Annotated in this window: 14 protein-coding genes, 1 tRNA gene and 2 pseudogenes; 9 read left to right on the forward strand and 8 right to left on the reverse strand. The window is 72.8% G+C overall.

Annotation, left to right across the window (positions count from 1 at the left end; all coding sequences use genetic code 11):
• The first annotated feature begins 1 nt into the window (after position 1).
• Positions 2-610, forward strand: coding sequence for a hypothetical protein (locus ABZ865_RS06795; protein WP_361224997.1), 609 nt, complete (start codon positions 2-4; stop codon positions 608-610).
• Positions 611-619: 9 nt separating this feature from the next.
• Here the strand turns inward: ABZ865_RS06795 and ABZ865_RS06800 are convergent.
• The 5 genes and pseudogenes from ABZ865_RS06800 to ABZ865_RS06820 form a co-directional block, all read right to left on the reverse strand.
• Positions 620-781 (reverse strand): annotated as a pseudogene (locus ABZ865_RS06800) (F420-dependent methylene-tetrahydromethanopterin reductase); the annotation flags it as partial.
• Positions 776-1,030 (reverse strand): annotated as a pseudogene (locus ABZ865_RS06805) (FMNH2-dependent monooxygenase); the annotation flags it as partial. The pseudogenes ABZ865_RS06805 and ABZ865_RS06800, both read right to left, overlap by 6 nt.
• 235 nt (positions 1,031-1,265) lie before the next feature.
• Positions 1,266-1,397 carry a putative leader peptide gene (locus ABZ865_RS06810; protein ID WP_361225000.1) on the reverse strand — a complete coding sequence of 44 codons (132 nt, stop codon included), beginning with the start codon at positions 1,395-1,397 and terminating at the stop codon, positions 1,266-1,268.
• 119 nt (positions 1,398-1,516) lie between these two features.
• Positions 1,517-2,410, reverse strand: a complete 894-nt coding sequence (locus ABZ865_RS06815; RefSeq protein ID WP_361225002.1) for a glutathione S-transferase C-terminal domain-containing protein — start codon at positions 2,408-2,410, stop codon at positions 1,517-1,519.
• Positions 2,411-2,536: 126 nt separating this feature from the next.
• Positions 2,537-2,662 (reverse strand): putative leader peptide, encoded by a 126-nt coding sequence (locus tag ABZ865_RS06820; protein ID WP_361225004.1) that lies wholly within the window; start codon positions 2,660-2,662, stop codon positions 2,537-2,539.
• 240 nt (positions 2,663-2,902) lie between these two features.
• Here ABZ865_RS06820 and ABZ865_RS06825 point away from each other — a divergent pair, with 240 nt between their 5' ends.
• The 7 genes from ABZ865_RS06825 (at position 2,903) to ABZ865_RS06855 (ending at position 9,713) form a co-directional block, all read left to right on the forward strand.
• Entirely contained in the window at positions 2,903-4,090 is a 1,188-nt protein-coding gene (locus tag ABZ865_RS06825; protein ID WP_361225007.1) for an FAD-dependent oxidoreductase, read from the forward strand.
• Positions 4,091-4,104: 14 nt separating this feature from the next.
• Positions 4,105-4,407 (forward strand): (2Fe-2S)-binding protein, encoded by a 303-nt coding sequence (locus ABZ865_RS06830; RefSeq protein ID WP_361227191.1) that lies wholly within the window; start codon positions 4,105-4,107, stop codon positions 4,405-4,407.
• On the forward strand, positions 4,400-5,812 hold the full coding sequence (locus ABZ865_RS06835; RefSeq protein ID WP_361225010.1) for an NAD(P)/FAD-dependent oxidoreductase: 1,413 nt from the start codon (positions 4,400-4,402) through the stop codon (positions 5,810-5,812). The genes ABZ865_RS06830 and ABZ865_RS06835 overlap by 8 nt, the downstream gene beginning before the upstream one ends.
• 76 nt (positions 5,813-5,888) lie before the next feature.
• Positions 5,889-6,794, forward strand: a complete 906-nt coding sequence (locus ABZ865_RS06840) for a dihydrodipicolinate synthase family protein (RefSeq protein WP_361225013.1) — start codon at positions 5,889-5,891, stop codon at positions 6,792-6,794.
• Between the two features lie 51 nt (positions 6,795-6,845).
• Entirely contained in the window at positions 6,846-7,847 is a 1,002-nt protein-coding gene (locus ABZ865_RS06845) for a proline racemase family protein (protein WP_361225017.1), read from the forward strand.
• Positions 7,848-7,893: 46 nt separating this feature from the next.
• Positions 7,894-8,592, forward strand: coding sequence for a GntR family transcriptional regulator (locus tag ABZ865_RS06850; protein WP_361225020.1), 699 nt, complete (start codon positions 7,894-7,896; stop codon positions 8,590-8,592).
• Positions 8,593-8,888: 296 nt separating this feature from the next.
• Positions 8,889-9,713 carry an MBL fold metallo-hydrolase gene (locus ABZ865_RS06855; protein ID WP_361225023.1) on the forward strand — a complete coding sequence of 275 codons (825 nt, stop codon included), beginning with the start codon at positions 8,889-8,891 and terminating at the stop codon, positions 9,711-9,713.
• 82 nt (positions 9,714-9,795) lie between these two features.
• Here ABZ865_RS06855 and ABZ865_RS06860 read toward each other — a convergent pair.
• Both ABZ865_RS06860 and ABZ865_RS06865 read right to left on the reverse strand, forming a co-directional pair.
• Positions 9,796-9,869, reverse strand: a tRNA-Pro gene (locus tag ABZ865_RS06860).
• A gap of 45 nt (positions 9,870-9,914) precedes the next feature.
• Positions 9,915-11,345 carry an MFS transporter gene (locus ABZ865_RS06865; RefSeq protein WP_361225027.1) on the reverse strand — a complete coding sequence of 477 codons (1,431 nt, stop codon included), beginning with the start codon at positions 11,343-11,345 and terminating at the stop codon, positions 9,915-9,917.
• Between the two features lie 188 nt (positions 11,346-11,533).
• Here ABZ865_RS06865 and ABZ865_RS06870 point away from each other — a divergent pair, with 188 nt between their 5' ends.
• Positions 11,534-12,112 carry a helix-turn-helix domain-containing protein gene (locus tag ABZ865_RS06870; protein ID WP_361225030.1) on the forward strand — a complete coding sequence of 193 codons (579 nt, stop codon included), beginning with the start codon at positions 11,534-11,536 and terminating at the stop codon, positions 12,110-12,112.
• Between the two features lie 29 nt (positions 12,113-12,141).
• Here the strand turns inward: ABZ865_RS06870 and ABZ865_RS06875 are convergent, their stop codons facing one another.
• Positions 12,142-12,657, reverse strand: coding sequence for a hypothetical protein (locus ABZ865_RS06875; RefSeq protein ID WP_361225033.1), 516 nt, complete (start codon positions 12,655-12,657; stop codon positions 12,142-12,144).
• Between the last annotated feature and the right edge of the window lie 100 nt (positions 12,658-12,757).

Below are 12,757 nucleotides of genomic sequence, written 5' to 3' on the forward strand. Positions count from 1 at the left end.
CATGAGTTCAGGACTGACCGTGTATCTGCTGGACGTCGCCCGGACGCGGGCTCTGGTCGGGTCGGGTGACGAGGAGCTCCTCGAGGCCGTCCGCGGCAACTTCGGGGACGATCTTACCCGCGACGACGAGTATTTCCGCCACGAGATCGAGCGGGGCGCCCCCACCGCGTACGAGGCGCTGCGGGCCGTGGTGCACGGAGGACCCTTCAGCAAGGACGAGGCGCACGCCTTCCAGTACGGCTACGCGTTCAAGCGGATCTGCGATCTGACCGGCTCCTTCCTGCCGAACGACTGCTTCATGCCGTTCCGCGGCGACTGGCTGGAGATGGTGGACGAGGGCCTGACCGCGCTGCGCGTCACCGCCGTGTCCGTGGCGTCCTTCGGCTACGGCGGCCTGCCCGACCCGCTGCCGTACGCCTACCTTCCGGGGTGCGGTGAGTGGACCCCCGAGCAGATAGCCCGCGCGCTGGAGCAGTTCGAGGCCACCAAGGCGGCCGGCCACGCTCCGCCGCTGGAGCCGGAGGTGGTCGACGCCGTCATGCAGTGTCTGAGCTGGATGCGGCACGCGGAGGCCCGGCCCGGTTACGGCCTCATCGGGTTCGTCTCCTGAGGCTCCGCGTCATGAGGCGGCCCGCTCGGCGGGGGCCGCCGCGTCGGGGTGGGCGAGGCCGAGGTGGTCGCGCAGGGTGGTGCCCTCGTACTCGGTGCGGAAGACGCCCCGCTCCTGGAGGATCGGGACGACCTTGTCGGCGAAGACGTCGAGGCCGCCCGGGGTGATGTGCCGGGTGAGCGGGGCGATCCGAGAGGCGACGAGGACCGCGTCGAGCCGGCCGTGCACCTGGTCGGTGCGCTCGTCGGGCTCCAGGAAGTGCGAGGACTGCGGGCCGAGTCCGTCCTCGATGGTGACGAAGTCGAGCAGACCGGCCTCGGCCTCGGTCACCAGGTCGGCCCAGTAGCCGGCGGTGAACAGGTCCCGGGGGCGGGCGACCGGCTCGCGCCAGGAGGCGGGGTGCCAGCCGGTGCCGTCCAGGGCGACGGCGAGGTGGAGGTGGGCGGGGGAAGAGGCGAACGCGGAGGAGGAAGACGATGTCGAGGCGGTGGCGGAGGGATGGGCGGGGGATGCAGAGGGCACGGGTGGGCCCCTTCCTGGATGTCCGTGTACAAGGGCGCGCGCCGGCCCGCGCGGGCGGCAGGGCATGGCGCAGCGGCGGGAGGGGTGCTGCGGGACAGGGAGATCCGCGGCCTGGGACGGCCGGGGAGATGTGTCAGGAACGACAGAGCGCGCCGGCCACGCGCTGGAGGTCTATGTGGGGCCGGGAGTGCAACAGGACGGAGCGGGCGGTGTGCAGAAGGCGCGGGCACGGAACACGATCGAGGTCCTGCGTCACGTCCGTCACCTCCCCCCTCCCTCAGTCGGCGCTCGGGGGGCCGCCGGTGCGGCACCTCGCTCCTCACGCGTCTCGTCATGACTCACAGCGTCCCGGCCCGACCCGGTGTTCCCGCGCGCGGCAGCGGATCAGAAGTGTGCAGCGCCCGGGGTGTCGGCAGCATGACCCGCCCAGTCCAGGATCTGGACGGCCGCTCCGGCGGCCTCCAGGCCCCGGCAGCGGCCGTGGTGGCGCCGGGCGATGCCGTCCAGGTCGAGGTGGGGTCCGAAGGCGGGGTGGGCGGCCAGCCGCCGCGCGTACGACCACAGCGCCGGGTGGCCGGCGATGCGGTGCACGGCGGAGGCGTCGAGGTGGTTGCGGTGCACGGTGTCGAGTTGGACGAGGGAGACCCACAACTCGATGTCGGCGGCGGTGAGTCGGCCGTCCAGCAGGAACTCCTCCCCGGCGAGTGTCCGCTCCAGTCGGCCCAGCGTGTCCAGCAGCGTGTCGAGCGCGGCGGCCCGCTCGTCCGGTGACGCGTCGGCGCGCCCCGCACGCTGGGCGGCCTCCTCGATCCCCTCGGCGCAGAGCCGTTCGACGGCGTCGATCGTGGACTCCCATCCGCAGGGGTGGAGGGAGGAGGAGGCGGCGTCGCCGTGCCGGGGGAAGCGGTCGAGGTCGCGCAGGATGTCCGAGGTACGGGTGCTGACGATGCGTCCGGACCAGTCGTCGCTGAGCACCGGCGCGAGGGCGGGCCCGGTGTAGTGGTGGGCGCTTGCCTCGTACAGCGGGCGCAGCGCCGCATGCCCGCCGTCGGGACAGTCCGGGACGGCGGGCAGGAAGGTGACCGGACAACTGCCGCCGAGGCCCAGGAGGCTGTGGCCGATGGCAAGGCGCAGTCCGTCGGAGCACGCGGTGGACAGATGCAGCCGGTAGCGGTGCGGGACGGGGTAGTGGCCGCTGCGCGCGTCCCGGCCGATCCGGCCCCGGAAGGGGGCGGATCGGGGGGCGGGCGACAGGGCGGCGAGCGGAGTGATGGACATACGTCTCCCCGAGGCGAGGGCGCGCGGACGTGCGCGCATATGCGGAACCGACGTCGGCGGTCGGGCGATGCGTGGGCAGCGGGTGGATCAGTGGGTGGGGCAGCGGGCGGGCGAGAGAGGCCCGGCTCAGCCCTTCAGGCTGATCGCGCTGCAGACGCGCAGCAGGTCGATGTGCAGGCGGGAGGTGAGGAGGGGGGCGCGCAACGGCGTACGGCCCGCTCGGCCGGTGACCGTCTTCAGGCGCGGCATCATTTCCCTACCTGTTCACTAGGATTCCCTGCCTGGAGTGTCGATCCGGGCGCGTACGGCGTCAAGAGGGTGTCCACGCCTGGGACTCCGGGCGGGTGAGGGAGCGGCGCGGGCCCACCTCACGGGGTGTCACGGGAGCGCGGGGGCGCCGCGGGGACCGTGGTGCGTTCTGGGAGAACTCTGGGGCGCCCCTGGGGGCTCTGGGGACTCCTCAGAGCATGCGACATGTGACATAGTACTGACGTGGCGAAGCTACCGACCTGCGATGTCGTGGTCGTCGGAGCCGGCATGGTGGGTGCGGCCTGTGCGCTGTACGCCGCGCGGGCCGGCCTCGACGTGACGGTGGTGGACCGGGGCCCGGTGGCCGGCGGTACCACCGGAGCCGGCGAGGGCAACCTGCTCGTCTCCGACAAGGAGCCCGGGCCCGAACTCGAACTCGCCCTGCTCTCCGCCCGATTGTGGGCCGAGCTGGCCGAAGAGCTGGGCTCGGCGGTCGAGTACGAACCCAAGGGCGGCGTGGTCGTCGCCTCGACGCCCGATGCCCTCGCCGCCCTGCACCGGTTCGCCGACGGCCAGCGCGCGGCGGGCGTCACGGCCGAACTCGTCGGCGCAGACGAACTCCAGCTCCTGGAACCGCACTTGGCTCCGGGCATGGCGGGCGGGGTGCGCTATCCGCAGGACGCCCAGGTGATGCCCGCCCTCGCCGCCGCCCACCTGATCCGCGCCTCCGGCGCCCGCCTCCACCCGGGCCGGACCGTGACCGGGCTGCTGCGCACGGCGGACGGCGCCGTCCGCGGCGTCCGCACCGACCGGGGGGACATCCACGCACCGGCCGTGGTCAACGCGGCCGGCACCTGGGGCGGCGAGGTCGCCGCGCTGGCCGGCGCACACCTGCCGGTACTCCCCCGGCGCGGCTTCGTCCTGGTCACCGAGCCGCTGCCCCGGATGGTCCGGCACAAGGTGTACGCCGCCGACTACGTGGCCGACGTCGCCAGCGACTCCGCCGCGCTCAGAACCTCGCCGGTCGTCGAGGGCACGGCCGCCGGTCCGGTACTGATCGGGGCCACGCGCGAACGGGTCGGCTTCGACCGTTCGTTGTCGCTCGCGGCCGTTCGCGCGCTGGCGGCCGGGGCGATCGGGCTGCTTCCGTTCCTGCAGCGGGTGCGCGCGCTGCGGACGTACGCGGGCTTCCGGCCGTACCTGCCCGACCACCTCCCGGCGATCGGCCCCGACCCCCGGGTGCCCGGACTGCTGCACGCCTGCGGACACGAGGGCGCGGGCATCGGACTGGCCACCGGCACAGGGCAGTTGATCGCCCGGGCGCTGACCGGGAAGGCGACGGAGCCGGAGCTCGCGCCGTTCCGTCCGGAGCGGTTCGAGCCGGGCGAGACGAGTGACGCCCGGCACGAGAAGGGAGGGAACACCCTGTGAATCCCGTGAATCCCGTGAATCCCCTGGAGTTGGCGGGGGCACGACCCGGCGCCCCCTTCACCGTCACCTTCGACGGCCGAACCCTCTCCGCACTGCCCGGCCAGACGGTCGCGGCCGCGCTGTGGACGGCGGGGGTGACCGCCTGGCGCAGCACGCGCGGCGCCGACCGGCCCCGCGGGGTCTTCTGCGGAATCGGCGTGTGCTTCGACTGCCTGGTGACCGTCAACGGGCGGCCGAACCAACGGGCCTGCCTGGTCCCGGTGCAACCCGGCGATGTGATCCGCACACAGGAGGGAACGGGACACGACGATGCCTGAGCGACCGCATCTCGCCGTCGTCGGGGCGGGTCCGGCCGGGCTGGCCGGTGCGCTGGCGGCGGCCGCGCGCGGGGTGCGCGTGACCCTGATCGACGCGGCCGAGCAGGCGGGCGGCCAGTTCTACCGGCAGCCCGCCGCCGCCCTCGGCGCACGCCGCCCGCAGGCCCTGCACCACCAGTGGCGCACCTGGGAACGGCTACGGGACGGACTCGACCACCACCTCACCTCCGGCGACGGCCACTTCACCCACCTGACGGACCACCACGTCTGGTGTGTGGAGCGGGAATCCGACTCGGGAGGCTTCACCGTGCACGCCCTGCGCGGTCCGGCGCAGGAGGAGGGCGTCACCGTCCGTGCCGACGCCGTCCTGCTCGCCACCGGCGGGTACGAACGGGTGCTGCCCTTCCCGGGCTGGACCCTCCCCGGGGTCGTCACCGCGGGCGGCGCGCAGGCCATGCTCAAGGGCGGGCTGGTGCTGCCCGGCCGTACCGCCGTCGTCGCCGGAACCGGCCCGCTGCTGCTCCCCGTGGCGACCGGCCTCGCGGCCGCGGGCGCACGCGTGGCGGCGCTGGTCGAGTCCGCCGATCCCAGAGGTCTGCCGCGACAGGCACGCGCACTGGCCGCGCAACCCGGGAAGCTCCTCGAAGGCGCCTGGTACGCGAGCACGTTGGTACGGCACGGAATCCGTCCCCTCACGCGCCACACGGTCGTGGAGGCGCATGGCACCGACCGGCTGGAGGCGGTCACCGTGGCCGCGCTCACCGCGGACGGGCGCCTCAAACCCGGCAGCGCCCGCCGCATCCCCTGCGACACCCTCGCCGTCGGGCACGGCATGCTCCCCCACACCGACCTCGCCGAGACCCTCGGCTGCACCCTGACCGGGACCGACGTCCGGGTCGACGACGAACAGCGCACCGATGTGCCGGGCGTCTGGGCCGCCGGGGAGACCACCGGGATCGGCGGCGCCGCGCTCGCGCTCGCCGAGGGCCACATCGCGGGCCGCTCCGCCGCCGCCCACCTGCACGGCGCCTCCCCCGACCCGAGCCGCTGGGCAGCCGCCGCCCGGGCCCGTACCCGGCTGCGGGCGTTCTTCGCGGCGCTCGACACGGTGTACGCCCCGCCTGCGGGCTGGGCCGAGCGGCTCACGGACGACACGGTGGTGTGCCGCTGCGAGGAGGTCACCGCCGGGGAGGTCCGTACGGCCGTCGGCGCGCTCGGAGCCGGGGACCTGCGGACCGTGAAGCTGCTGACCCGGGCCGGGATGGGGTGGTGTCAGGGACGGGTGTGCGGACCGGCCGTGGCCGGGGTGGCGGGGTGCCCGCTCACGCCGGGACGACGGCCGTTCGCCCGGCCGGTACCGCTCGGCGTGCTGGCCCGGCTGCCCGAGCGGGAAGTGACCGACTGACTCCTCATCCTCAGGCCTCACGCCAGTCTCTTACCACTCAGTAATATGTCACACCCTATTGGATTGGGGACCGCACATGACCCTCCCGGAGAACCGCCGGAACCGCCCCTGGCGCGGCATCCTCGTCGCCACCGCACTCCCTCTGCGCGACGACCTCTCCGTCGACCACGACCGGTATGCCGAGCACTGCGCCTGGCTGGTCGAGAACGGCTGTGACGGCGTCGTACCGAACGGCTCGCTCGGCGAGTACCAGGTCCTCACGCCCGAGGAGCGCGCCAAGGTGGTGGAGACGGCCGTGGCCGCGATCGGTGGCGCGCGGGTGATGCCGGGCGTGGCCGCGTACGGTTCCGCGGAGGCCCGGCGCTGGGCCGAGCAGGCGGGCGAGGCCGGCTGCGGGGCCGTGATGCTGCTGCCGCCCAACGCCTATCGCGCCGACGAGCGGTCGGTGCTGGCCCACTACGCGGAGGTCGCGAAGGCGGGCGTGCCGGTGGTGGCGTACAACAACCCGATCGACACCAAGGTCGACCTCGTGCCCGAACTCCTCGCCCGGCTGCACGGCGAGGGCCACATCCAGGCCGTCAAGGAGTTCTCGGGTGACGTCCGCCGCGCCTACCGGATCGCCGAACTCGCCCCGGAACTGGACCTGTTGGTCGGCGCCGACGACGTCCTGCTGGAACTGGCCGTGGCCGGCGCCAAGGGCTGGGTGGCCGGCTACCCCAACGCGCTCCCCCGGGCCTCGGCCGAGCTGTACCGTGCCGCCGTGGCCGGGGACCTGACCACCGCGCTCCCCCTGTACCGGCAGCTGCACCCGCTGCTGCGCTGGGACTCGAAGGTGGAGTTCGTGCAGGCCATCAAGCTGTCCATGGATGTCGTCGGCCGGTACGGCGGTCCGGTGCGCCCGCCGCGCGTCGCCCTGCTGCCCGAGCAGGAGGCCGCGGTCCGCGCGGCAACCGAGAAGGCCGTGGCCGCCGGGCTCGCGTAACCGGCGAGGGACGCGCGACCGACGAGGGCGACCAGGGAAGGGAACCGAAAGATGCGCAGCAAGCTCGTCCTGCACGCCGTCGACTCGCACACCGAGGGCATGCCGACCCGGGTGATCACTGGCGGGATCGGCACCGTACCCGGTGCGACGATGAACGAGCGGCGGCTGTACTTCCGTGAACACCACGACTCCATCAAGCAGTTGCTGATGAACGAGCCGCGCGGGCACTCGGCGATGAGCGGGGCGGTCCTGCAGCCCCCGACCCGCCCCGACTGCGACTGGGGCGTGATCTACATCGAGGTCTCCGGCTATCTGCCGATGTGCGGGCACGGCACGATCGGCGTGGCGACCGTGCTGGTCGAGACCGGCATGGTGGAGGTCGTGGAGCCGGTGACGACCATCCGGCTGGACACCCCGGCCGGGGTGGTGGTCGCCGAGGTGGCGGTCGAGAACGGCGCCGCACGGAACGTGACGCTCCGGAACGTCCCCTCCTTCTCGGTCGCCCTGGACCGCAAGGCCACCCTCCCGGACGGGCGCACGGTGACCTACGACCTCGCCTACGGCGGCAACTTCTACGCGATCCTCCCGCTGGAGGCGTTCGGGCTGCCCTTCGACCGCGCCCGCAAGGACGACATCCTCGCGGCGGGCCTGTCGCTGATGGGTGCCATCAACGAGCAGTCGGAGCCGGTCCACCCGGAGGACCCGACGATCCGCGGCTGCCACCACGTCCACCTGTACGCCCCCGGAGCCACCGGGCGCCACTCGCGCCACGCGATGGTCATCCACCCGGGCTGGTTCGACCGCTCCCCCTGCGGTACGGGGACCAGCGCGCGCATGGCGCAACTGCATGCGCGAGGTGAACTCCCCTTGCACACCGAGTTCGTGAACGAGTCCTTCATCGGTACCCGGTTCACCGGCCGGCTGCTGGGCACGACCGAGGTCGCCGGTGTCCCCGCCGTCCTGCCGAGCTTCACCGGGCGCGCCTGGATCACCGGCACGGCCCAGTATCTGCTCGATCCGACCGATCCCTTCCCGGAGGGCTTCGTTCTCTAGACTCCGATCTCTCGACTCCGATCTCTTGGGCTCCGACTAGACTTCGATGATGCGTGACATGGCACAGAACCCGCAGGATGCGGACGCACCCGTGCTCCCCCGGCTGGGCGGCCGGCGGAGCAGCTATCGCGAGCGGGTCGCCGAGGCGCTGCGGGCGGCGCTGATCGCGGGCGAACTGCGGCCGGGGGAGGTCTACTCGGCGCCGTCGCTCGCGGCCCGCTTCGGTGTCTCCGCGACACCGGTGCGCGAGGCGATGCTGGACCTGGCCAAGGAGGGTCTGGTCGACACCGTGCCCAACAAGGGCTTCCGGGTCACGGTCGTCTCCGACCGGCAGCTGGACGAGTACACGCACATCCGCCGGCTGATCGAGATCCCCACCGTGGTGGGTCTCGCGCGCACGGCCGACCGGGTCTCCCTGGAGGCGCTGCGCCCGGCGGCCCGGGAGATCGTCGTGGCCGCGGCGGCGGGCGACCTGATCGCGTACGTCGAGGCGGACACGCGTTTCCATCTCGGCCTGCTCGCCCTGGTCGGCAACGCCCACCTGGTCGAGGTGGTGGCCGACCTGCGCGGCCGCTCCCGGCTGTACGGGCTCACCGCCCTGGTCGAGGCGGGCCGGCTGCTCGCCTCGGCCGAGGAGCACCTGGAGCTCCTGGACGCGCTGCTGGAGCGCGACGAGAAGGCCGTACACGCGATCATGACCCGGCACCTGGGGCATGTGCGGGGTCTGTGGGCCGCACACGAGTGAACTCGCCTCCGCACGTGGGGCACAAGAGCCGAACCTGACGTTCGAGGCCCAGCTCTCCTGCCTGCGTACGACCCCGGAGGACCGTGAAGCTGCGCCGGAAGGGAGCGACCGACTTCAGGTCCCTGCCGCCGGACGCGGTCAACGAGGTGTTCCTGATCGTCAACTACACGGTGGAGTGAGCCCGAACGGCCGAAGGTCCCCGCCCGGCTCCGCGGGCGGGGCGGGGCCCGTGACCTGCGTGGTAGCGTCCCGGCGCGGGAAGGGCTTCCCCGGCTGCCGTACGAGGAGGAGGAGCCATGGACGTCGCCTGGATCCACGGTTCGCCGTCGGCCAAGCACAACACCGACCCGGACATCCAGGTCCACGCCTACGACGACGACACCTTCATCCTGCGGCAGAACATGGCGGTCCACTACGAGGCGCCGTTCCTGTTCCTGCTGTTCGGCGCGGACCGGGCGGTGCTGATCGACACCGGTGCCACCGAGTCGCCCGAGTTCTTCCCGCTGCGCCGGGTGGTGGACGAACTCGTCGCCGACCGGCTCGCCCGGCACCCCCGGGACGGCTACCAGCTCCTGGTCCTGCACACCCACGGCCACAGCGACCACGTCGCGGGCGACGGCCAGTTCGCCGGCCGCGCGGACACCACCGTGGTGAGCGCCGACCGGGACAGCGCCTGGCGGTACTTCGGCTTCGACAAGGACCCGGACGCCGTGACCCAGGTCGACCTGGGCGGCGGCCGGGTCCTGGAGTGCCTGGCCACCCCGGGCCACCACAAGGCGGCGGTCACCTTTTACGACCCCGCCACGGGCTTCCTCCTCACCGGCGACACCGTCTACCCCGGCCGCCTCTACATCGAGGACGTCCCCGCCTTCACCCGCAGCATCGACCGCCTGATCGAGTTCGCCGACCGCCGCCCGGTCACCCATGTCCTCGGCTGCCACATCGAGATGACCACCACCCCGGGCGTCGACTACCCGGTCCGCACCACCTACCAGCCCGACGAGCCCCCGCTCGAACTCACCCCCGGCCACCTCCGCCGCATCCGCGAGGCCCTGACCGAACTGGGCGACGACCGCACGTGGCGCCCGTACACGGACTTCGTGCTGTGCCCGCAGGCATGAGCCGACGGACAAGCCCCTGAAGAACGGCCGAGGGGCCGATCCGGATTGCTCCGGATCGGCCCCTCGCTGCGACTCGTTCGAGTCGGGACGACAGGATTTGAACCTGCGACCCCTTGACCCCCAGTCAAGTGCGCTACCAAGCTGCGCCACGTCCCGCCGCGGTCTCACGCGAGGTGTCTCGCGTGATCACGCAGGTCAACCCTACCGCACCCGCGCGGGTGCCGATGCCGCCCCGGCCGGAACGGGGCCCACGGTGCGGCCGGTAGCGCGGCCGACCGGGACCAGGAGGGCGGCGCCGGCCGCGGCCAGGCACAGGACGGCGAGCAGGGCCCAGCCGTGGGTGTAGCCCGAGGCGTAGGGCAGGCCGGAGGGCTGGAGGCGGCCGGTGACCAGGACGCTGGTGAGCGCGGCACCGATGGAGCCGCCGATGGTGCGGATGTTGGCGTTCATGCCGGTCGCGGCGCCGGTCTGCTCGGGCGGGACGCTGCCCACGATCAGGTTGGCCATCGAGGCGAAGGCCAGTCCGATGCCGAGGCCGAACAGGCCCGCGACGACGGCGATCTGCCACTGCGCGTCGTGCCACAGCGTCAGGAAGCCGCAGGCGAGCGCGCCGAACGCGGCGCCCGTGGTCAGCAGCGTCTTGGCGCCGAGGCGGGGTCCGAGGCGGCCGGACAGGACGCCCGAGAGGAACATTGCGGCCAGCATCGGCAGCATGAGCAGCCCGGACTCGGTGACGCTCGCGCCGAAGCCGTAGCCGGCGGCGGACGGCGTCTGGACGAAGCCCGGCAGGAAGGACCAGATCGCGTACATGCCCGCGCCGAACAGCAGGGCGGCCGCGTTGGTGGTCCACACCGCGGGGAGCCGCATCACGCGCAGGTCGATCAGGGGGTTGCGGGAGCGGGCCTCGGTGGCGAGCCACACCGCGAACAGCACGACGGCGGCGGCGAACAGGCCGAGCACCTTCGCCGAGCCCCAGCCCCAGCGCGTGGCCTGGCTCAGCGGGAGCAGCAGGGCCACCAGCCAGGCCGACAGCAGTCCGGCGCCGAGCCAACTGACCTGTCCCTGGGCGCGGTTGGGCGACTCGGGGACGTAGCGCACGGCGATCAGGACGGTCACGGCGACGACGGCCACCGGGATCCAGAACAGCCAGCGGTAGTCGAGCGCGGAGACGATGGGGCCGGCGGCCACCATGCCGACGCCGCCGCCCGCGGCGATCACGGCGGACAGGTTGCTGATGCTGCCGCTGACCTGGGACGCGTCGAACTCGTCCCGGATGATGCCGAAGGAGAGCGGGAAGAGGGCGCCGCCGACGCCCTGGACGACCCGGGCGACGATCAGGACACCGATGTTCGGGGCGAGCGCGGCGATGAGACAGCCGGCGAGGACGGTGACCAGGACCGCGACGAGGGTGCGTTTCTTGCCGGCGAGGTCGCCGACGCGGCCGAGGATCGGCGTGAAGACCGAGGCGGACAGCAGATAGGCCGTCATCACCCAGGTCGCGGTGGACTGCGAGGTGTGCAGCGCGTGCTGGACGGTCGGCAGGGCCGGTGCCACCAGCGACTGCAGCATGGAGAACACGCCCGCACCTGTCGCGAGGACGGCGAAGGTGAGGCGGGAGGACGTGCGGGGCATGAAGAAGCCTCTCCGGATGTCGAGCGCGGAGGGTTGACTGTGGAAGAAGAGGAGGAGAGCAGTGCAGGAGGGCGAGCAGGCGCGTCCGCCCAGGGCGAGGCCACTCCCGCACTGCTAAAGTGGAGGTACCTCTCCACTGTAGCGGAGGCATACCTCCGGTTCAACCTGATTCCCTCCGGGAGGCAGCAGTGACGGCCATGCCGTTCCCCGTCAGCGAGATCGTCGCGTCCCGCCGGCCGCACCGTAAGGACGCCGCCCGCAACTTCGACGCCCTGCTCACGGCCGCCCGCGAGGCGTTCGCGGAGCACGGTGCCGAGGCCTCCCTGGAGGACATCGCCCGGCGCGCGGGCGTCGGCATCGGCACCCTGTACCGGAACTTCCCGACCCGCCGCGACCTCTTCGAGAGCGTCTACGCGGACGAGGTCAACGCCCTGTGCCGGGCCGCCGTGGAGGTGGCCGACCGGGAGCCGTGGGAGGCGCTGACGGCCTGGCTGCGCCGGTTCGCCGGCTACATGGTCACCAAGCGCGCGGTGCGCGAGGCCCTGAACGACGAGTCGGACATCTTCATGGCCTGCCGCGAGTCGATGTACGCGGCCGGCGGTCCGCTCCTGGAGCGGGCCCAGCAGGCGGGCGTGGCCCGCTCGGACATGGACTTCGGGGATCTGCTGCGGATGGTCGCGGGCATCACGGCGACGGCGTTCGACGACGACGCCCAGCGCGACCGGGTCCTCGCGATCGCCCTGGACGGCGTACGCACCGCCCGCTGAGGCCCGGCTTCTCCACCCTTCAGGGCCATCTATTTGATGAGGGCGTTCGCCACCACCACGACCACCCCGAGCAACGCGTCCACCGACCCCATGAACGTGGCGACCGGCCAACTCCGCCCCGACCGGCGGGCGGTGAGCAGTCCCAGGGCGAAGAGGATCGCGATGTTCACGCCGAACACCCAGTACTGCACGCCGTTCGGCGGCCACCAGCCCCAGCTCGCGCCTGCGAGCAGGAAGACGGTGGGCAGGACGGCCGTGACCAGCGGCCACTCGTCGACGAGGCTGCGCAGGACCTCCCACCTGCGGTGCGGAGCGCGCTCGGCGATGTAGTGGGCGTAGCCGTGGGCGAGGGCGGAGGCGAACGCGGTGACCAGCACCCAGACGGCGTCGTAGCGGCGGCGGGTGGCGGAGGCGGGGCCGTACTGGCTGAGCGCGGCGACCATCGAACTGGCGAGGACGGCGCCGTACACCCCGCCGAACAGGACGGCCTCGTGCGTATCGTCCTGCCGGTGCGGAGCCGCAGCCGCCGCCGTGGTGTCAGCCATGCTCCCCACGATCACCCGCGCTCCGCGTGCCCGCCAGTCCGCACGGCCCGACGAAGTGTCCTCCGACCAGGCCGAATGCCCCACACCCTGTCGACGGCAT

Source organism: Streptomyces sp. NPDC047085 (genome assembly GCF_040643735.1).
Lineage (GTDB): Bacteria > Actinomycetota > Actinomycetes > Streptomycetales > Streptomycetaceae > Streptomyces.

Coding starts and splice junctions, on each gene's coding strand:
- ABZ865_RS06855 (WP_361225023.1), top strand. CDS start 8,889: ATGGACGTCGCCTGGATCCACGGTTCGCCGTCGGCCAAGCACAACACC.
- ABZ865_RS06795 (WP_361224997.1), top strand. CDS start 2: ATGAGTTCAGGACTGACCGTGTATCTGCTGGACGTCGCCCGGACGCGG.
- ABZ865_RS06820 (WP_361225004.1), bottom strand. CDS start 2,662: ATGATGCCGCGCCTGAAGACGGTCACCGGCCGAGCGGGCCGTACGCCG.
- ABZ865_RS06865 (WP_361225027.1), bottom strand. CDS start 11,345: ATGCCCCGCACGTCCTCCCGCCTCACCTTCGCCGTCCTCGCGACAGGT.
- ABZ865_RS06840 (WP_361225013.1), top strand. CDS start 5,889: ATGACCCTCCCGGAGAACCGCCGGAACCGCCCCTGGCGCGGCATCCTC.
- ABZ865_RS06875 (WP_361225033.1), bottom strand. CDS start 12,657: ATGGCTGACACCACGGCGGCGGCTGCGGCTCCGCACCGGCAGGACGAT.
- ABZ865_RS06845 (WP_361225017.1), top strand. CDS start 6,846: ATGCGCAGCAAGCTCGTCCTGCACGCCGTCGACTCGCACACCGAGGGC.
- ABZ865_RS06850 (WP_361225020.1), top strand. CDS start 7,894: ATGATGCGTGACATGGCACAGAACCCGCAGGATGCGGACGCACCCGTG.
- ABZ865_RS06815 (WP_361225002.1), bottom strand. CDS start 2,410: ATGTCCATCACTCCGCTCGCCGCCCTGTCGCCCGCCCCCCGATCCGCC.
- ABZ865_RS06835 (WP_361225010.1), top strand. CDS start 4,400: ATGCCTGAGCGACCGCATCTCGCCGTCGTCGGGGCGGGTCCGGCCGGG.